16 protein-coding genes are annotated in these 18,688 nt (G+C 67.8%); 11 read left to right on the top strand and 5 right to left on the bottom strand.

Going from position 1 to position 18,688, the window contains the following annotated elements; translation table 11 throughout:
- Positions 1–4: 4 nt before the first annotated feature.
- Positions 5–688, bottom strand: a complete 684-nt coding sequence (locus BKA25_RS18515; RefSeq protein ID WP_069847990.1) for a response regulator transcription factor — start codon at positions 686–688, stop codon at positions 5–7.
- Positions 689–894: 206 nt separating this feature from the next.
- Here BKA25_RS18515 and BKA25_RS18510 point away from each other — a divergent pair, with 206 nt between their 5' ends.
- Positions 895–1,503, top strand: a complete 609-nt coding sequence (locus BKA25_RS18510; RefSeq protein WP_069847992.1) for a hypothetical protein — start codon at positions 895–897, stop codon at positions 1,501–1,503.
- A gap of 74 nt (positions 1,504–1,577) precedes the next feature.
- Here the strand turns inward: BKA25_RS18510 and BKA25_RS18505 are convergent, their stop codons facing one another.
- The 3 genes from BKA25_RS18505 to BKA25_RS18495 form a co-directional block, all read right to left on the bottom strand.
- Entirely contained in the window at positions 1,578–2,999 is a 1,422-nt protein-coding gene (locus BKA25_RS18505; protein ID WP_236750577.1) for a GntT/GntP/DsdX family permease, read from the bottom strand.
- Positions 2,996–3,544, bottom strand: a complete 549-nt coding sequence (locus BKA25_RS18500) for a gluconokinase (RefSeq protein WP_069847994.1) — start codon at positions 3,542–3,544, stop codon at positions 2,996–2,998. Before BKA25_RS18500 ends, BKA25_RS18505 begins: the two co-directional genes overlap by 4 nt.
- Positions 3,545–3,815: 271 nt before the next feature.
- A complete protein-coding gene (locus BKA25_RS18495; protein WP_069847996.1) occupies positions 3,816–5,969 on the bottom strand; it encodes a GmrSD restriction endonuclease domain-containing protein in 2,154 nt (717 codons plus the stop codon).
- A gap of 184 nt (positions 5,970–6,153) precedes the next feature.
- Between BKA25_RS18495 and BKA25_RS18490 the strand changes: the two genes are divergently transcribed.
- Positions 6,154–6,747 carry a pentapeptide repeat-containing protein gene (locus BKA25_RS18490; RefSeq protein ID WP_069847998.1) on the top strand — a complete coding sequence of 198 codons (594 nt, stop codon included), beginning with the start codon at positions 6,154–6,156 and terminating at the stop codon, positions 6,745–6,747.
- Positions 6,748–6,792: 45 nt separating this feature from the next.
- Here the strand turns inward: BKA25_RS18490 and BKA25_RS28450 are convergent, their stop codons facing one another.
- Positions 6,793–10,185, bottom strand: a complete 3,393-nt coding sequence (locus tag BKA25_RS28450) for a DUF4132 domain-containing protein (protein ID WP_172803757.1) — start codon at positions 10,183–10,185, stop codon at positions 6,793–6,795.
- Positions 10,186–10,515: 330 nt separating this feature from the next.
- Here BKA25_RS28450 and ffh point away from each other — a divergent pair, with 330 nt between their 5' ends.
- From ffh to rplS, 9 genes are all read left to right on the top strand, one after another.
- The gene (gene ffh, locus BKA25_RS18480) at positions 10,516–12,102 is read left to right on the top strand and encodes a signal recognition particle protein (RefSeq protein ID WP_069848003.1); all 1,587 of its coding nucleotides are present in this window, start codon (positions 10,516–10,518) and stop codon (positions 12,100–12,102) included.
- The gene (locus BKA25_RS18475; RefSeq protein ID WP_236750580.1) at positions 12,099–13,202 is read left to right on the top strand and encodes an amidohydrolase family protein; all 1,104 of its coding nucleotides are present in this window, start codon (positions 12,099–12,101) and stop codon (positions 13,200–13,202) included. Before ffh ends, BKA25_RS18475 begins: the two co-directional genes overlap by 4 nt.
- Positions 13,203–13,296: 94 nt before the next feature.
- Complete coding sequence (locus BKA25_RS28445) at positions 13,297–14,685, top strand: CPBP family intramembrane glutamic endopeptidase (RefSeq protein ID WP_236750593.1); 1,389 nt, start codon at positions 13,297–13,299, stop codon at positions 14,683–14,685.
- Between the two features lie 418 nt (positions 14,686–15,103).
- Positions 15,104–15,799: a CPBP family intramembrane glutamic endopeptidase gene (locus BKA25_RS18465; protein WP_084642741.1), complete on the top strand. Its 696-nt coding sequence runs from the start codon at positions 15,104–15,106 to the stop codon at positions 15,797–15,799.
- A gap of 253 nt (positions 15,800–16,052) precedes the next feature.
- Positions 16,053–16,505, top strand: coding sequence for a 30S ribosomal protein S16 (gene rpsP, locus BKA25_RS18460; RefSeq protein ID WP_069848005.1), 453 nt, complete (start codon positions 16,053–16,055; stop codon positions 16,503–16,505).
- On the top strand, positions 16,502–16,741 hold the full coding sequence (locus BKA25_RS18455) for an RNA-binding protein (protein WP_069848007.1): 240 nt from the start codon (positions 16,502–16,504) through the stop codon (positions 16,739–16,741). The genes rpsP and BKA25_RS18455 overlap by 4 nt, the downstream gene beginning before the upstream one ends.
- Before the next feature lie 8 nt (positions 16,742–16,749).
- On the top strand, positions 16,750–17,301 hold the full coding sequence (gene rimM / locus BKA25_RS18450) for a ribosome maturation factor RimM (protein WP_069848009.1): 552 nt from the start codon (positions 16,750–16,752) through the stop codon (positions 17,299–17,301).
- Positions 17,302–17,359: 58 nt separating this feature from the next.
- A complete protein-coding gene (gene trmD, locus BKA25_RS18445) occupies positions 17,360–18,163 on the top strand; it encodes a tRNA (guanosine(37)-N1)-methyltransferase TrmD (RefSeq protein WP_069848011.1) in 804 nt (267 codons plus the stop codon).
- 152 nt (positions 18,164–18,315) lie between these two features.
- Positions 18,316–18,675 (top strand): 50S ribosomal protein L19, encoded by a 360-nt coding sequence (rplS, locus tag BKA25_RS18440; RefSeq protein ID WP_069848013.1) that lies wholly within the window; start codon positions 18,316–18,318, stop codon positions 18,673–18,675.
- Positions 18,676–18,688 lie beyond the last annotated feature (13 nt).

Raw genomic sequence — 18,688 nt, 5'->3', positions numbered from 1 at the left:
CCCCTCATCCCTGCGGTGCGGCGAGTTTGACGCCGACCCCGCGCACCGTGTGCAGATAGCGGGCCTGCTGGGCGGTCTCCCCGAGTTTCCGACGCAGCCAGGACAGATGGACGTCCACCGTCTTGTCCGCCCCGCCGTAGGGGACCTGCCAGACCTCTGTCAACAACTCCCGTTTGCTGACCACCTCGCCGGGACGGGAGGCCAGGTAATGCAGCAGGTCGAACTCCCGGGGCGTCAGCTCCAACCGCCTGCCTTCGAGCTCCGCCTCGCGGGCCCGGGCGTTGACCCGCAGGCCACCGACCACGACGGTCGGGTCCTCGTCCTCCTCGGCGCCCCGGCGCAGCACGGCTCGAACGCGTGCATCGAGCTGGCCTGCTCCGAAGGGTTTGGTCAGGTAGTCGTCGGCACCCGCGTCGAGCGCCGCGATGATCTCGGTCTCGTCGTCTCTGGCCGTGGCCACGATCACCGGAACTCTGCTGACCGCCCGAAGCATCCGCAGCATCTCCCGGCCGTCCATGTCGGGGAGCCCGAGGTCGAGCACCACGAGGTCGGGTCGGTCGGCGACAGCCTGAGACAGACCGTCCATCGCCGTTCTCGCCGAGGCGACGGCATGGCCGCGCTCGGTCAACGCGCGGGTCAGCGCGGTCCGAATCGTCGCGTCGTCCTCGATCAGCAGTAGATGGGCCACCCGAGAACGCTAACCGAGGACGCGGCACTCTCTCGCATGCCGGACTAGTCCTAAGGCACCCTTAGCCGTGTATTAACCAGAGAATTCGTCCTTGCCGCCTCGGTGTCGCCGTCGATGACGAAAGCAGGCCGATCCGCGTCGAGGGGGGAGAACCGCTAGCGACGCTTTAGTGTCGCCTTAACCGTGTTGGAGTCAGGGTGGGTGGCATGAGCGGTGAGAAGCCCGTACGGGGCAAGACGGCGTTGGGCGTCGTGGGGTGGGCGGTGGCCGCCGTGGTGGCGACCACGGTGGGCGTTGCGGCGCTCAGTGCCATCGGTGCGGGCATCACCGACTCGGTGGTCCGGCCGTTGAGCCAGGACGAGGTAGAGGGCCGGATCGCAGCTGCGGACGCGACGGCGAGTGCCGAGGAGAACCGGCCCGATCCCAATGAGCCCGATTCGACCCCGAGCCCGCCGCCGGACCCCCAGGGCGATGGGCCGCCCGCCACCGGCGGACCGGCGCCGTCGGAGGAACCGGACCAATCAGGGGGCCAGGCTGAAGAGGGACAGAACCAGCCTGATCAGGGCGGCGCGGTCTCCCCGGAACTGATCGAGACGCCAGGCGGAATGGTGACCGCCCGCTGCGCGCAGGGCCGGGTGGAGGTCCTGTCTGCGAGCCCGGCGCAGGCCTTCGGGGTCGACGTCGATAACGAGGACGGGGACGACGACGAGCCGCCGGGTGTGACGGTGCAGTTCGAATCCGACGAGGACGAGATCGAGGTGCACCTGAGCTGCGCGGACTCGGTGTTGTCGCACCGCGTGTCCTACGACGACTGACTCGGTGATGGCGGCCCCGTGACTGCGGGCGCCGCCACCACCGAGCATCGATGGGGTGGGTCTGTCGAGCCCGGCTAGACGACCAGGTCGAGCAACAGGATGCAGATCAAGGCGAAGACCGAGATGATCGTCTCCATCACCGACCAGGTCTTGATCGTCTGACCGACGGTCATCCCGAAGTATTCCTTGACCAACCAGAATCCCGTGTCGTTGACGTGGGAGAAGAACAGCGAGCCCGCCCCGATGGCCAGCGCGAGCAACGCACCCTGCGCGGGATCGAGACCGGCGGCGAGCGGGGCGACGATTCCGGCCGCGGAGATCGTGGCCACCGTCGCCGAACCGGTGGCGAGTCGGATGCCCACCGCCACCAACCACCCGAGGATCAGCGGCGACAGCGACGCATTCTCGCCGTACCGGGTGATGATGTCGGCCACGCCGGATTCGACGAGCGTCTCCTTGAAGCCGCCGCCCGCTCCGGTGATGAGCAGGATCCCGGCGATGGGCGGCAGCGAGGCGCCGAACACCTCGGAGATCCGGTCCCGACCGAGACCGGCGCCCGCACCCAGGGTGAACATGGCTACCACCGTGGCCACCAGGAGCGCCACCAACGGCGTGCCGAGCAGATCGAGCCCGGAACGAAGAGTGCTTGCGTCGTCCAGCCAGATCTCGCCGATGGCCTTGCCCAGCATCAACACGACCGGAAGCAGCACCGTGATCAGCGTCGCGGCGAAGCCGGGACGGCGCATGGTCTGCGCGGACTCCGCGCCGCCGTCGCCGGACGCTCCTCGATCGCTCGCCGAACGCGGCACGAGGTGTGCCGGGGGATCGACCTGCACCCACCTGGCCGCATAGCGGGCGAACAGCGGTCCCGCGACGGCGACCGTGGGCACCGCGATCAACAGGCCGAAACCGAGCGTCAGCCCGAGATCGACCTCCAGCGCGTCGATGGCGATAAGCGGACCGGGATGCGGCGGAACCAGCCCGTGCAGCACCGACAGACCGGCCAGCGCCGACACGCCGATCAGCATCAGTGGCTGTCCGCTGCGCTTGGCGACCAGCAGGATCACCGGGATCAACAGAACGAGCCCGACGTCGAAGAACATCGGCAGTCCGATGATCACCGCGACCAGCGCGATCGCCCAGGGAAGCGCCCGCTCGTTGGATCTGCCCAGAATCGTGTCGACGATCCGGTCCGCACCCCCGGAGTCCGCGAGGATCCGCCCTAGCATCGCCCCGAGGGCGATCAACGCCCCGACACCGCCGATCGTGCTGCCCAAACCGGTGCTGAAGGTCTCCACCACCTGCGCGACCGGCATGTTCGCGATCACGCCGAGCGCGCCCGCTCCCAGCGTGAGTGCCAGGAACGGGTGGACCTTCAGCCAGGTGATCAGGCCGACGATCACCGCAATACCCGCCAACGCGGCGACGACTAATCGGGTGTCCTGCCCGGTCCAGGGACCGGGGTCCTGCGCGAGCAGGACGACTGTCGGGCTCACCGGACGTCCTCGGAGATCCGGCCCTGCGCGGCCAACGCGGCCAAGGCCCGTTCGATGATCAGGTCGGCGGGTGCGGCGACATCGACCGCATAGCCGACCTCGTCCGCCTCCAGCGGTTGGAGATCGGCGAACTGCGAGTCCAACAGGGAGGCGGGCATGAAATGACCGCTACGGCCTGCCAGCCTGCTTCCGATCACCTCGCGGGTGCCTGCCAGATGTAGGAACCACACGCCGCCGTGTCCGCCGGTGCGCAGCAGGTCCCGATAGGAGCGCTTCAGCGCGGAACAGGTGACCACGGCACCCTTTCCGGCTTGTTCCCTGGTGCCGATCCACTCCGCGATCGCCCGAAGCCACGGCAGCCGATCCTCATCGGTCAGCGGAGTCCCGGACTCCATCTTCTCGATGTTGGACCGGGGGTGGAACTCGTCGGCCTCGGCATAGACGACCCCGAGATGCTCGGCGAGAGAACGGGCGATCGTCGTCTTGCCTGAACCGGACACACCCATGACCACCACGATGGTCGTGGGCCACTCCGTTGCGGACATCCGTGCTCCTCACTCCAGGCCGTCGCGACCAGCGGCCTTTTAGCGGTGCGTGTGCAGTCATGCCAAGTGGCAGTCTGCTGGATCACCCGGGTACCGCACCAGAGCAGCACACGACACGCCTGGCTGCCCGACAGCGGCACGAGGTCCATGCGAGATCTGCCGGGCGCCGGGGCGATGGAGGCGGCGAGTAGCGGGTCGACCAGTGACGACGCCGCTATCGTCCCGCGCGGTCCGCAGCGGCGGCGACGTCTCGGTGGCCGGGTCGGAGCCGCTATTCCATCAACCCCTGGTTGATCGCATCACGGCGTAGATCGGACAACAGCGTCCCGGTGGCGTCCGCTCCGGCCCGCCAGAAATCCCAGCCATTGCACGCTTTGACGTTCAGCGCGACGGCTGCGGCTCGCGACACCGAATCGAAGGTCTGTCCGCTGGGCAGTCGGATCCGCCCGCCCTCGATCACCAGCGCCGTATAGGTGTGCTTCTTACGGTGGCCGTAGAGCGCCGTGCCGTCCGCGATCAGCCCGGACTCGATCAGATCGGCGATCTCCACGCCGTACCGGGCCTTGCGACGGCTCCGCCGAACCGTCGACCGGTTCGGCGGGATGTTGGCCGGTTGCAGACCGAGCAGCTCGGGCTGCCAGATCAGCTCGCACAGCCGCCGGTAGAGCCGCTGCCGCATCTGGATCGCGTCCAAACCGAAATGGTCGGGCCACGGGCGGAACACATCGCCGAGGTCGTGACGGGAGACGAACGCAGCGAACTCCGGTTCCGTCGCCAGCGTCGCGGGATGCAGCGAGGCCGCGAGCAGGTTCTGCTCGCGATAGTGGTCGACCTTCGCGGGGTGCTCGTCCGGCAGCCGACCGCTCTCCGGCAACAACAACAGCGCACCCAGCCGGGAACGGAAATCCTCGAAGGACTCGGGGGTCATGATGTCGCTCTGATCGCGTGGGAAGGCGCGTGGCCAGACGTGTTCGACCTCCCACGGCTCCGGATCCTCGAGGTAGGTCTCGATCGGATCGGGCCTGCCGGACTGGACCTCGACGAACGCCGTCAGCCGGGCGAGCACATAGCGGACCTGCGCCGAGTTGCCGGGTTGCAGGCTGAGCCGGTCCACCCCGGAGAAGTCGTCGGGCAGTGTCGCCGCCTCGGACTCGAGCAGACTGGTGAGCCCCGTGATCCCCTCGGCGCTGCGCAGCCGAACCGTCAGCTCGTCGACCTCCGGGCGCACCTGATGCGGGAGCAGGCTGCGGTTGTTCACGATCTTCAACGTGGTGGCGAGATCCAGATAGCCTGCGATCTGCCTGCTCTTGTCCTCGAAGTCCTCGTCGGAATCGTCGGGCCGCAGCGCGGCCAGGATCGGCGGCAACGGGTCGACGACCTCGAGCCGTGCCGTGTGGAAGACGGCCTCCACCGGCGGGATCAGCTCCGCCGCGGCGTCCTTCAACGCGCTGTACCGCCTGCTCAGCGGCACCAGGAAGTACTCGACGAAGGCACGGAAGTCCTCCGGCCCACGCAGTTCCAGTCGTGTCTCGTTCTTGCGTACCCACTCGTGGAACGCCCGATCGATCTCCACGAGATCGGTGCTGTCCGCGTCGAACGCGGCGAACTTGGCCACCAGGATCGCCTTGACGAACTCGCTCGGCGTGTCGACCCCATGCTGGGAGAGATCCGCGAGCATGCCCCGCCACAGATCGTTGAGTTCGCGTCGCCCGGTCTCGGCCCTGGCCAACAGGTAGCTCTTGAGCAGGTCCACCGGGCTCAGCCGGGCGCCCCGGTTGTTCATGGTCTCGAAGATCTCCCAGCCGTGCTCGCGATCGAGCGCGTCGATCGAGACCAGACAGACTCTGTCCAGCAGCCAGTCGTGGAAGAACGGCAGTGCCTCGTCGCGCAGGCTCGCGGGGAAGTCCTCCTCGATGTCGCGGGCACGCTCGTAGAGATTGCGCACCGAGAGGCTGGAATCGGCGGGCAGCGCCTGGTTCAGGCCCCACATGAAGGCGTTGAGCACCTCGTTGCGCTCGGGGATGTCGATGTTGAACGTGGTCTCGCCGTGCCGGGTGCTGTAGATCATCGGATCCAGACCCCTGGCGTCCTGGTCGAGATCCTGCTCTTCGAGAAGTCTGCGTAGATAGATGATGATCAGATGCAGCGTGGTCAGACGCTGCTGCCCGTCGACGAGGAATGCGGCATCCGGGGTCTGGTAACACACGATCGGCCCAAGGAAGTAGGGCGCGTATCCGATGGTCTCCCGGCGGGAGTGCGTGGGGCGCCACTCGCGGATGAAGCGGCGTTCCAGATCGTGCAGCAGCGCGACGACGTCCTTGCGAGACCAGCTGTATTCGCGCTGGTAATAGTCCAGTTTGTACTTCTTGTTGCTCAGGAGTTCCTGGACTGTGGCCCCACGGCCCTCCACCGGACTCTGCGCCACTGTGGCCCCCTCGAAACCAATGTGATCTCGACGACGGAGTGTAATCGAAAGATCATCTGATGCTGCGATTGAGTGATCTAGTCGTCGAGCTGCGGATTGCCTGTCGACGCCACGGCTACTCCTGGAAGTCGGCAGCGACAGCGGGGTCGGCGCAGCCGTGGGTGGTGAGCCCTAGCCTCGCGGGATGACCGAGGCAGTCCAGGGTAGGACGTTCCACGACGAGGACCGCTATGCCGAGGACCTCGGCGGGGACGTCTATATCGATTGTGCCTTCCGCGGAGTGGATCTCACAGAATCGTTCGGAGCGGGCACGGTCTTCACCGAGTGCATCTTCGACGACACCCGTTTCAACGTGGCCAGGTACACGGGATCGGCCTTCACCAACTGCGTCTTCCGCAACTGCAACTTCTTCGACGCCGAGTTCACCGACTGCAGAATCCTGGGCAGCACCTTCACCGCGTCGACGCTGCGGCCGATGAAGATGCTCGGCGGCGACTGGTCGCTCACCGACCTTCGCGGTGCCGACCTCCGTGGATCCGCCTTCCAAGGGGTCCGACTGCGCGAGGCCGACCTGACCGGTGCGAACTGTTCCGACGCCGTCTTCGGCGATGTGGACCTCTCCGGCGCGATGCTGACCGACGCGAGCTTCGCCCGAACCGATCTTCGGGGCAGCGATCTCAGCTCCTTCGACCCGCACATCGTCGAGCTGGCCGGTGCCGTCATCACCTCCGATCAGGCCCAGGTGATCGTCGCGGCGCTCGGGCTCGACGTGCGCTGAGCGCACCGACTCAGGGTGCCCTCGGCGGTCGGACCAACGGGCTGCTCACCCGAGCAGCCAGTGCAGATCCTCGACGACGATCGACCAGGACACGGCATCCAGCTCTGCCGTGCTCGTCGACTCCACATCGAGCCAAGGCTGGTCCGGCGGCCCGACCAGACCGATCCGTCGAATCCGATACCGCAGGTGAACCTCGCCGATCTCGAAACTGTTCCGCAGCGAGATCACCACCGTGCGATCCGATGCGACCGGATGCGACAGGGACAGGGCGCGTCCGGATTCCTCGAAGTCGCCCGACCGCCAGCCCAGGCTATGCAGACGGATCAGATCACTTCCCTGGACGGGGGAGGTGATGTCCACCTCGGCCAGTAGCTCCGCCACCGACGCGGACCCGGGACTCGCGCCGGTGTCCCGGCCCAGCTGTCGGATCGGCTGCACGATCTCGTAGTCGGCCAGCAGCGTCGACCACCTCGTCGACTCGGCGGCCAGTCCGAGCGGATGCGGCAGCAGGACGTCGGCGCTCGGATCCAGGACGAAGGTCTCGTCGTCGACGTCGGCAAGCGAGCTGTCCTCGGCCACCCGGAATCCCACCCGAGAGCCATCGGGGTGCTCGGCGGCCCACACCAGCCCCTCGGAGAGGCGGGAGAGCAACGGATGCTCCAGCCAACTCCGGCGGAAGTCCGCAGCCCCCCAACGTCGGCCCTGCCGTAACGCCAGCTCCAGCAACAACAGGCCCTCGTCGGCCTGCCGCGACAGCCTCGACGCCAGCCTGGTCTGTGGCTCGGAATCCGCTGCTGGATCAGGTGATCGTCCGAGCGACCCCCGCCACCGGGACTGCTGCTTCGGAGGCTCGACGATATCGGTTCCGCCGCCGTCGACGCGGACCGATAGGGCGAGTCGGTGGTCCACTGTCACCACCGTGCCTCGGCAGGCGACATCCAGCGTCCGCGTGCCATCACGGGCGAATCCGAGATCCGGATGGCTGCGTTCCACCAGCTGCTGAACGCTTGCTCCCCGGCGGGCGCAGAGGGCTGCCAGCCTGTCCAGGGCGTGTCGTCGGATGACCTCCAACCTCGCCTGATTCCCGATGTACCAGAGGCTGCCCACCGCCTCGCCGGTGCCCAGCTCCACCAGGACGTCGATCGCCTGACACGCCATCGACCGCCTGCTCGGCGAGTCCCAGTGCCGCACCAGTTCGACGAGCGCCGGTGTCACCGCGTCACCGCCCAGCCGGGCGAGCGCAGGCAGCACCCAGAAACCGGCACGGGCGATGCGCTCGTCGCGATACCAGTGCGCGAACAACGCCCAGCCGAACTCGATCAGCGACTTCGGATCGCAGCCTGCTCGCAGCGCGACCAGCTGGGGATCCGCCATCGAGGATGCGGTCGCCAGGAGCTCGATGATGTCCTTGGTCTGCGTCGCCGAGAGCAACATGCTTCGGTCGCGCAGCAGAATCTGGGGGAGCAGATCGACGGACGTCCACTGCAACGAACGCGGGGCCCTGCCTCGGACCGGCTCGGTGTGCAACAAGCCACGGACGGCTCGCTCGATGTCGGCGCCGTGTCGCCCGGCCACCGTCAAGACCGTCGCCGGGCCCGTGATCTCGGCCACCTGCCGTAATGCCGTTCTCGCCGCTTTGGCCTCGCCGGGTGGCCCGCCCAACGCGCTCGGGATCAACAGGTCCGCTGCGGCCGTCGGATGCCTGCCCAGCCAATCCACCGAGATCCATCGCGTCGCTGGTTTGCGCAGCCAGTACGCCATCAACGCGGCCACCTCGGGATGCACCACCGGGTACAACACGGGGGCCACCCGGGCCGGTTTCCGCATCGCTTCGGGAAGTATCAACGCAAGCGCGGCCAGACCATGCCGAGCCAGGATCGGACGCAACCAGCGACGATGGGACGCGATGGCGGGGACCTGCCAGTTCGCCAGCAGTTCCGTTGTCGACTCGACGGGGGCTTCGGCGAACATCGCGAACTGCTCGATCGGCAACAACTTGCCCGATTCGAAGGCCGTGATCACCTCCGACCAGTCCACGAATTTGCGCCAGTGCGCTCCGCCGGGACGCTGTGCGCTGCGCGCCCACTCCGCTTGCTCGCCGGGCAACCAGACCATCCGTGCCACGCCGAACGGCTTCAGCCCGGTGATCCGAGCCCCCGATGCCACCTCGGTGATTCGACGCGGGCCTGCGATCTCGACATCGGCCATGCTGACCCGCTCCGACGCCACGGGGATCGCGATCACACGGTTCACCCACCTCCGATCCTCGGTGCTCAAACCGCTATCCGGGTCGGCGACGAGGTTCGGATACCGGGCGACGTGCTCACGAGTCAGACGTTCCGCCAGCGACCCGGACAGGTTGCCGGACGACGCGACGGCTGTGATCAATCCGCGTAGACCCTCGGCCGGCGCACGAGCGAGCGCCCGGCGAATCCGATCCGGCGCCTTCGGTTCGGTGAGCCGAGGCAGCAGGACTCGGATTGACTCCTCGGCATCCAGCTCGACGAGGATGTCTAAGACCAAGCCCTCCTGGGGTGAGGACCTCGTGGATTCGAGCCGTCGAACCAACACCGGGATGAGATCCCGCCCGATGCCGTCGACGAGTGTCAGCAACACGTTCGGTCGGTCCAAGAGGTGTGCCGCTTGATCCGGGTCGATCAGGTCCGTCGATATCGAGGCCCCTTCGGCCAACCGCTTGCGACCGCTCGTGCTGAGGATTGGGATGACCTGACCGATCGAACCGGCGGAACGCAGCATCGCACTCAACAACGTCGTACGCGGAGTGGGAAAGGTGCAGAGCTCCTGAGCCCAGTCCTGTCGGGTGGGCACGAGATATGACGCGATCACCCGACTCTGGATCGGCGCGTGGTATTCGGCCAACGCGCGGGTGGCTGCCGCGTAGACGTCTTCCGGCGCCGAGGCCAGCAGCTCCCGTATCCGCAGGCTGATGGCTGCGTAGGAGCCGAGCGCGTTGTCGCTGGGGCCCGGATAAAGGCGGAAGCCTGCGGGCTGCCCACGACCTCGTTGCCACGAGACCGTGGCGAAGCTGTTCAGCTCGGCGACGGTACGGGCCGCGAACACCAGTCCGTCGGTGTCGACCAACGCGTCGGCGAAGTACGGCAGCGCCCTGGGGTCGGTGAGCCGGGCGACGGCGATCGTCAGTAGGGCGGCGGCGCCCACCGGATTCGCATCACCCGCCAATCGCGCCTTGATCGCAGTCCGCAGTGCGCGCTCGGCCGTGGATGCCGGTGGCACCAGCGTCGCGAGCCGCTCGAAGAGCACCTTCTTCGGGACCAGCAGCCGAACGATCTCCGCCGCATCGGGGTCGATGACGGCCGTCGGTCGTAGGCGCCCACCGTGTCGCCGAACCTCGATGTGTCGGTGCCAACCCACCGGTACTGCGAACGGCTCCTCATCGGAGGGCCCACTCCTCGACACGGTTCGGTCCCCTTCACCAGCTTTCGAGATCATTGCTCCCGACGCACCCCATCACACCGTCCGACATCGTGGGGCCGTTCGACCGCTGACCCGGCCGGGACGAGGTGCGTTCGCGCGAGGACGGAACGCCCCTGTGCCCTCGCTCCGATCTCGGAAACGACGGGCTCGCCCGGCCCCGCCGGTTCCTCCGGGCATCGGTGGCGCGCCGCCCTCCTACCGCGCGCCACGGCCGAGGGGCGACGGCGGCTACCCTCGCAGGGAGCCATTGCCAACCGGGTCGGGCCTACTCTTGTGGATCCGCACCCACCGAGTCCTGGAGCCTGAGACCTCGTGTTCGACACTCTTTCCGATCGTCTCACCTCGGTTCTGAAGAACCTGCGGGGCAAGGGACGGCTGTCCGACGCCGACATCGACGCCACCTGCCGCGAGATCCGCATCGCTCTGCTGGAAGCCGACGTCGCCCTCCCGGTCGTTCGAGCGTTCATCGCTCAGATCAAGGAGCGCGCGAAGGGCGCCGAGGTCTCGCAGGCACTGAACCCGGCACAGCAGGTCGTCAAGATCGTCGACGAGGAGCTCGTCGACATCCTCGGTGGGCAGACCCGGCGGCTGAACCTCGCGAAGAATCCCCCCTCGGTAGTGCTGCTCGCGGGCCTGCAGGGCGCCGGTAAGACCACGCTGGCGGGCAAGCTGGCCAAGTGGCTGCGCGGCCAGGGGCACACGCCGTTGCTGGTGGCCTGTGACCTTCAGCGGCCCAACGCCGTCACCCAGCTCCAGGTCGTCGGCGAACGCGCGGGCGTCCCGGTGTTCGCGCCGGAGCCCGGCAACGGTGTGGGCAACCCGGTCGACGTCGCCAGACAGTCGATCGTCGAGGCCGAGCGCTCCCAACACGACATCGTGCTCGTCGACACCGCTGGTCGTCTCGGTGTCGACGAGGAACTGATGCGCCAGGCTGCGGACATCCGGGACGCCGTCGATCCCGACGAGATCCTGTTCGTCCTGGATGCCATGGTCGGTCAGGACGCGGTCAACACCGCGGAGGCCTTCCGCGACGGCGTCGGCTTCACCGGCGTGGTGCTCACCAAGCTCGACGGTGACGCCAGGGGTGGTGCCGCACTGTCGGTGCGACACGTCACCGGCCAACCCATCCTGTTCGCCTCCAACGGTGAGAAGCTCGAGGACTTCGACGTCTTCCACCCGGACCGGATGGCCAGCCGCATCCTGGGCATGGGCGACGTCCTCAGCCTCATCGAACAGGCCGAGCAGCATTTCGACCAGGAGCAGGCCGAGAAGGCCGCACACAAGATCGGCTCCGGCGAGCTCACGCTGGAGGACTTCCTGGAACAGATGCTCGCGATCCGCAAGATGGGTCCGATCGCCAACCTGTTGGGCATGCTGCCCGGCGCAGGTCAGATGAAGGATCAGCTCGCCGACTTCGACGAGAAGAGCCTCGATCGGATGCAGGCCATCATCCGAGGCATGACGCCCGCCGAGCGCGCCGATCCGAAGATGATCAATGCGTCGCGGCGACTGCGGATCTCCCGAGGCTCGGGAGTCACCGTCAGCGAGGTCAACGACCTGGTCACCCGCTTCTTCGACGCTCGCAAGATGATGCAGCAGATGGCCGGGCGGTTCGGGATGCCCGGCTCCGGAGGCGGCGGCACCCGAAAGGGCAAGGGCAAGAAGGGCAAGAAGGGCAAGGGCCGCGGCCCGACGCCGCCGAAGGTCCGCGGCGGTATGCCCGGTTTCCCAGGTGGCATGCCCGGTGGCTTCCCCGGCGGGATGCCGGGCGGGTTCCCCGGTGGCCAGCAGGGCGGCGCACCGCAGATCCCGCCGGGTCTGGCGGGAATGGACCAGCTGCCGCCCGGATTCGACCCGAGCAAGCTGACCTTCGGCGACAACAAAAAGAAGAAGAAGTGACGCAGGCTCCGCCACTGCACCTCGCCGGCGTCACGCTGCCGGACGGCGACTCTCGGGATCTGTGGGTCTCGGGAGGCCTGCTCACTCACGAACCGGTGCCAGACGCGACCACGCTGCCCGGAGGCTTCCTGGTCCCCGGGCTCGTCGACGCGCACTGTCACATCGGGATCGACCCGAGCGGCCCGGTTCCGCTCGCCGACGCGGCTCGCCAAGCGGAGATCGAACGCGATGCAGGCGTTCTGTTGATCCGGGACTGCGGCGTACCCGTGGACACCAGACCGCTGCAGCGACGTGATGAGCTGCCGCGCATCATCCGTTCCGGACGACATCTGGCCCGCCACCGCCGCTATCTGCGCGATCTCGGCTGGGAACTCGAGGACCCCTCGGAGTTGCCCGCCGCCGTCGCGGCACAGGTCGCCGAGGGCGATGGCTGGATCAAGCTGGTCGGCGACTGGATAGACCGGGAGATCGGTGATCTTGCCCCGCTGTGGCCGGACGACGTACTCGCCGAGGCGGTCGCCGTGGCCCACCGGGCGGGCGCCAGGGTCAACGCCCACGTCTTCGGCGAGGACGCGTTGCCCGGATTGCTCGCGGCGGGCGTGGACTGCATCGAACACGGCACCGGTCTGACCGACGACACCATCGAACAGATGGCACGACAGGGCACCACGCTGGTGCCGACCCTGATCAACACCGCCGAGTTCCTGCGGATCGCCGACTCGGCGGGCCGGTTCCCTCGATACGCCGCCCACATGCGGGCGCTGCATGCCCGCAGGCTGCCCGTGGTCGCAGCGGCGTTGGAAGCGGGCGTGCCCATCTTCGCGGGAACCGATGCGGGCAGTTCGGCAGGTGACGGCATCGGGCATGGCCGGATCGCCGACGAGGTCCTCGCACTGGCCGAGGCAGGCCTGTCGAACCGACAGGCCCTCGGCGCGGCGAGCTGGGCGGCCCGTGACTGGCTCGGCCACCCGAATCTGATCGACGGCGCATCCGCCGATCTGGTGATCTACGCCGAGGATCCACGCGTTGACCTCGCCGTGTTGCGATCGCCGAGAGACATCGTGTTACGCGGTCGGGTCCACCCGGGCCGTGGCCGTTGACAGCATCGATCCAGCGCCACGTGCCGGTGGGATCGCGGACCGGTCGCAAACCGGTGGGGCGAACCGTCGAGACGGACGGTCGGAAGGACATGGTGTGGGTGAGGAAGTTCCAAACGGCGGATCCGGCGGCGACCGCCCCGATCAGACCCCGACGGAGCGGGACCGGACTGCGGCCACGCCGAGCGAGGTAGCGCCGCCGGAACCACCGGCGGACGAGGCGGCAGGCGCCGAGCCGAGCGCGGACCTTCGGTCCCAGGAGCTGACAGCCGAGTCCGGACGGACCGGGACATCGGACACCTCGGACGACGCGGTGGGCCGAATCCCGGAGGCCGGGCCGGTCGCTGCCTCGACTGGGGCGGCTCCCGCGCCTTCGGCCGACGACCGAACGTCGGACACCGCCTCCGACGCGTCGGAGGCGGCAGCCGAACAGGACACCGACCCGAGAGCCGGTAGGGGACCGGTGCCGATGCCCAGCTTCTCCGGCGACGCGGACGGCTGGCGGCCGGGCAGCCCCGTGGCCGTCGTCCCCGGAGCCACGCCCGCGCAACACCCGTTGCCCGGCAACCCCTCGTTCGCGGGCCCACCCGCCACACCAGAGCGGTTCTCGCCGGGATACGCCCAGCCAACCGCAGCGTGGGATGCCGCAGGCCCGGCGGCCGGTGCGCCCGCGGCGCAGGACGACACTCCCGCCTGGGCCGGGTACGGCAGACGGATGGGTGGGATCCAGGACGGCTACGACCAGCGGCTACACGAGCGTTACTGGGAAGCACAGCTGGAGGCGGGTGCGAGAAGCAGCCTGCACTGGGGATTCCTGGCCTTCTTCGTCGGCTGGGGCGGGTACTACCTGACCGGCATGTTGTTGTCGGCCATCATGACGGGACAGTTCGAGAACTTCGATCAACTCGACCCGCCCCCGGTCGGCCCGCTGTTGTTGCTCTCGCTGTTGCCCAACCTCTTCCTCGGGCTGGGACCCGCCGTGCTCTCCTGGTGGAAGGGCAACGGACTGCGCAAGGATTTCGGAATCCTGCCGAAATGGCGTGATGTCTGGGTGGGGTTGTCCTGTGGTGGGGCCGGCTTGATCGGGGCCTTCCTGACCGCGCTGATGGTGATGGGCGATTCCGTCGGAACCGAGGAAACCCCCATCCAGGACATGGGCGACATGTTCGCCGGACAGGGCGTCTGGGTTCTCGTACTCGCACTGTTCATGTTCATCGGTGCGCCGCTCACCGAGGAGCTGCTGGTCCGGGGTGGGCTCTGGGGTGCGCTGGAACATTTCAAGGTGCCGCGTTACGCGATTCTGCTGTTGACCACCTTCGTCTTCGCCCTCATTCACGAAGAACCGATGCGCACCCCGATTCTCCTGGTCGGCGGGTTGGCGATGGGCATCGCCAGGATGATCACCGGTCGGGTGTCGGCGGCGATCATCGCGCATGCGACGTACAACTTCCTTCCTGCACTGATCTTCTACGCCCAGTTCTCCTGAACTCGACCGCGCCCGCCGTTCGGGCGGGCGCGGTTCTCATACCTCCGTGGACTGCCCGCAGACCGCCGGGACGGACTAGCCTCGATATCAGACCGATTCGGGCAGGGCGTGCCCGTGTGCGGCGCTGCGGGCGTCATCGAGGTCTGCGGTGGCGACCGGCTGGTCTTGAAGAAGCGGGGTGCGGGTGAGCGAGCCCAAGAAGTCGGGACAACGGCACAGTCGAGACACCGAAATCGCCGGAAAGGACTTGGCCGGTTCGGCATCCAGGGAACCAGCGGCAGTAAACAACAAGGAGAACCGAACCCGATCGGTGGTTGACGAATCAGTTGACCACCCTGTTGAGAAGTCTTCGGCACCGCTTCCCGATACAGCGGATGCCTCCGAGACGCCTACTTCCCACGGTTCCGCCGCATTCCCGATGCACCGCTGGGGATTCGGCGTCTTCTTCCTTTCCCAACTCGTCTTCCTGCTTTCCGCGGTCTTCGTGGTGACGCCCTTCGGTGATGTCGCCGACGATCCGGCGGTGCGGCCGATGGTGTTGCTGATCGGCATGATCGTCCCGACGGTCCTCTCGGCGATCGTCGTCATCGTCGCGACGATCGTCCGGGGCAACGGGCCGCGGATCGATCTCGGGTTGAAGTGGTCCTGGGCGGATGTCCGGACGGGTGTGGGGCTCGGCGTTGCGGGGATCGTCCTGACCCTGATCGCCTCTCAGCTGTGGACGAACTGGGTGGGCGAAGATCAGGCGACGTCGGCGGTGGGATCGGCCTTGGACGATCTGCGGTTGCCGCCCGTGCTCGCCGTGGTGATCTTCCTGTACCTCTGCGTGCTGGCGCCTTTGTGTGAGGAAGTGGTCTTCCGAGGGGCACTGTGGGGTGCGATGGACCGATTGCGGTGGAGCCGCTGGTCGGCGTTCGTCGTCAGCACGGCGCTGTTCGCCGTCGCGCACCTGGAACCCGCCAGGACACCGCTGCTGCTCGTGATCGGGATCCCGATCGGACTCGCCAGGCTGCTCACCGGTCGACTGCTGGCGGCGATCGTGGCCCACCAGATCAACAACCTGCTGCCTGCGCTGGGTGTGCTGCTGCTGGCGCTCGGCGTGATTCCCACCTGAGCTCGCGCGGACGGCAGACCACGCGGCGAGGAACCCGCCGCAGAAGATCGGCAGCACACGCTGCCGTACCGGGCGAGGGTGGGGTTGGTCCCCCACTTTCGCCGATCTGGCAGAATGGCTCGTTGTCCGCCATGGCGTCGGTCCCTCTCACCGACTCGTGGCCACTGAAGTCCGAGCGCTCGGACCCGTCGCCCCACTCGGGCTCACGGGCGCTCACCCATGAGCAACGAGAGCTTGAGGAGCACCTGAACCCGTGGCCGTCAAGATCAAGCTGATGCGGCTTGGCAAGATCCGTGCGCCGTACTACCGGATCGTCATCGCCGACTCGCGCACCCGCCGTAACGGCAAGGCGATCGAGACCATCGGCAAATACCACCCGACCGAGGAGCCCAGCTTCATCGAGGTCGACGGCGAGCGCGCCCAGTACTGGCTCGGTGTCGGTGCACAGCCGACCGAGCCCGTGCAGCGCCTGCTGGAGCTGACCGGTGACTGGCAGCGCTTCAAGGGCCTGCCCGTTCCCGAGGGTGTGCTGAAGGTCAAGGAGCCCAAGGCCGACAAGCAGGCCCTGTTCGCCGCCGCACTCGCGGCTGCGGGCGAGGAGCCGATGGCCGACGCGACCACGCCGAAGAAGAAGGCCGCGAAGAAGGCCGACGAGCCCAAGGCCGAGGCCGAGGGCGGCGAGACCACCGCGGACGGCCAGGCGTGAGCGTCCTCGCGGATGCCCTGGAACACCTGGTCCGAGGGATCGTGACCAACCCGGACGACGTCCGAGTCCAGCTGATCACCTCCCGGCGGGGTCGCACCCTCGAGGTGCACGTTCACCCCGACGACCTGGGCAAGGTGATCGGTCGCAGTGGTCGTACGGCCACCGCGCTGCGCACCGTGATGGCCGGTATCGGCGGTCGTGGTGTGCGGGTCGACGTGGTCGACACCGACCGTTGACGCCGTCGATGAACCGAGCTGGCGACCCCGCCGACGTGGTGTTGGTGGGCCGAGTGAGCAAGTCGCACGGGATCCGGGGCGAACTCGTCGTGGACGTGCGGACCGACTCTCCTCGGGAACGCTTCGCCGTGGACAACACCATCGATGCTCGACTGCGCGATGGCTCGGTCCAACAGCTCACCGTGACAGCCGCCCGACCGCATGGCGGGCGGCTGTTGCTGGGCGTGGCTGGAATCGCGGATCGGGACGGTGCCGACCGACTGCGTGGTGCCCTGCTCACGGTGCCGAAGTCGTCGCTGCCCCCGACCGGGGACGACGACGAGTACTACGACCACCAGCTGGAGGGCCTGGCGGCGATACTGCCCGACGGCTCGAAGCTCGGTATGGTCCGCGAGGTCCTGCACGGCGCGGGTGGTGACCTGCTGTCGGTGCGCCTCGAGGAGGGCGACGACGTGCTGATCCCCTTCGTCCGGGAGATCGTGCCGACGGTCGATATCCCGGCAGGCCGATTGATCGTGGATCCGCCGCCCGGCCTGGTGGACGATCAGTTCGAGGAATGAGCCGCACCCGAGAGCCGTCCGCATCATGCGACGAGCGGGCGCGTTGAAGGGGACCTGAGTGCGGATCGACGTCATCACCATCTTCCCGGAGTACCTTGATCCGCTGCGTGCCGCGCTGCTCGGCAAGGCGGTGGACAAGGGCCTGCTCGAGTTCGGCGTGCACGACCTGCGGAACTGGACGCACGACGTGCACCGGGCGGTGGACGACAGCCCGTACGGCGGCGGCCCCGGCATGGTGATGAAGCCGGAGGTCTGGGGGCCGGCCCTGGACGAGGTCTGTGCCCCCCGCCCCGGACTCGCGGGGCCACCGACCCTGGTCGTCCCCACCCCGGCCGGACACCGTTTCGACCAGCGGATGGCCGAGGAACTGGCCGAATCGCCCTGGCTGGTCTTCGCGTGTGGGCGATACGAGGGAATCGACGAGCGCGTCGTGGAGGACGCCGCCGATCGGATGCCGGTGCGCGAGGTCTCGATCGGCGACTATGTGCTCGTCGGTGGCGAGGTAGCCGTGCTGACCATGGTCGAGGCGGTCGGCAGGCTACTGCCCGGAGTGCTGGGCAATCCGGCCTCTGCCCAGGAGGACTCCTTCTCGGACGGCTTGCTCGAGGGACCGTCCTACACTCGGCCCGAGGTGTGGCAGGACCGGGCGGTACCCGAGGTGCTCCGCTCCGGGAACCATGCCGCGATTCGACGCTGGCGGCGGGATCAGTCGTTGATCCGTACCTTCCGGCGCAGGCCGGATCTGCTGGCCGCGCTGGATGCGGACGCGCTGGACAAGCACGACCGAAAGCTATTGGAATCGCTGCGCGACTCCGATGCCGCGAACGGCCCCGATGCTGCCACGAGCAGCCCGATTTCATGACCGGGTCCCGCCCGTGGCACACTGGGGTCGCTGCTGTCGTCGGATAGACCCGACGCGCGCCAGATGCCCATTCCCATGCAGGGTTGCACTGTGTTGACAGTTGTGCCCGCGCGGGCACGAGATGCCCGATTGATGACGAGGACGGACCACCGATGAACACCCTGGACGCTCTGGACGCTCAGTCGCTGCGTTCCGATATCCCGGCTTTCCGGCCCGGAGACACGCTCAAGGTCCACGTCCGCGTCATCGAGGGTTCCCGCCAGCGGATCCAGGTGTTCCAGGGCGTTGTGATCCGTCGCCACGGCGGCGGACTCCGTGAGACCTTCACCGTGCGTAAGGTCTCCTTCGGCGTCGGTGTCGAGCGCACGTTCCCCGTGCACTCGCCGAACATCGCCCAGATCGAGGTGGCGACCCGAGGTGACGTGCGCCGGGCCAAGCTCTACTACCTGCGCGAGCTGCGCGGCAAGGCCGCTAAGATCAAGGAAAAGCGCGAAACGCCGACCGCGTCCTGACTGGTTCGAGATC

Origin of the sequence: Actinoalloteichus hymeniacidonis, from assembly GCF_014203365.1 — a bacterium.
Classification (GTDB): Bacteria; Actinomycetota; Actinomycetes; order Mycobacteriales; family Pseudonocardiaceae; genus Actinoalloteichus_A; species Actinoalloteichus_A hymeniacidonis.
Note: the sequence above shows the minus strand (reverse complement) of the source record. Positions and strands in the feature narration are given on the sequence as shown.

Coding starts and splice junctions, on each gene's coding strand:
- BKA25_RS18510 (WP_069847992.1), top strand. CDS start 895: ATGAGCGGTGAGAAGCCCGTACGGGGCAAGACGGCGTTGGGCGTCGTG.
- BKA25_RS18500 (WP_069847994.1), bottom strand. CDS start 3,544: ATGTCCGCAACGGAGTGGCCCACGACCATCGTGGTGGTCATGGGTGTG.
- BKA25_RS18490 (WP_069847998.1), top strand. CDS start 6,154: ATGACCGAGGCAGTCCAGGGTAGGACGTTCCACGACGAGGACCGCTAT.
- BKA25_RS18465 (WP_084642741.1), top strand. CDS start 15,104: ATGCACCGCTGGGGATTCGGCGTCTTCTTCCTTTCCCAACTCGTCTTC.
- rimM (WP_069848009.1), top strand. CDS start 16,750: ATGAACCGAGCTGGCGACCCCGCCGACGTGGTGTTGGTGGGCCGAGTG.
- rplS (WP_069848013.1), top strand. CDS start 18,316: ATGAACACCCTGGACGCTCTGGACGCTCAGTCGCTGCGTTCCGATATC.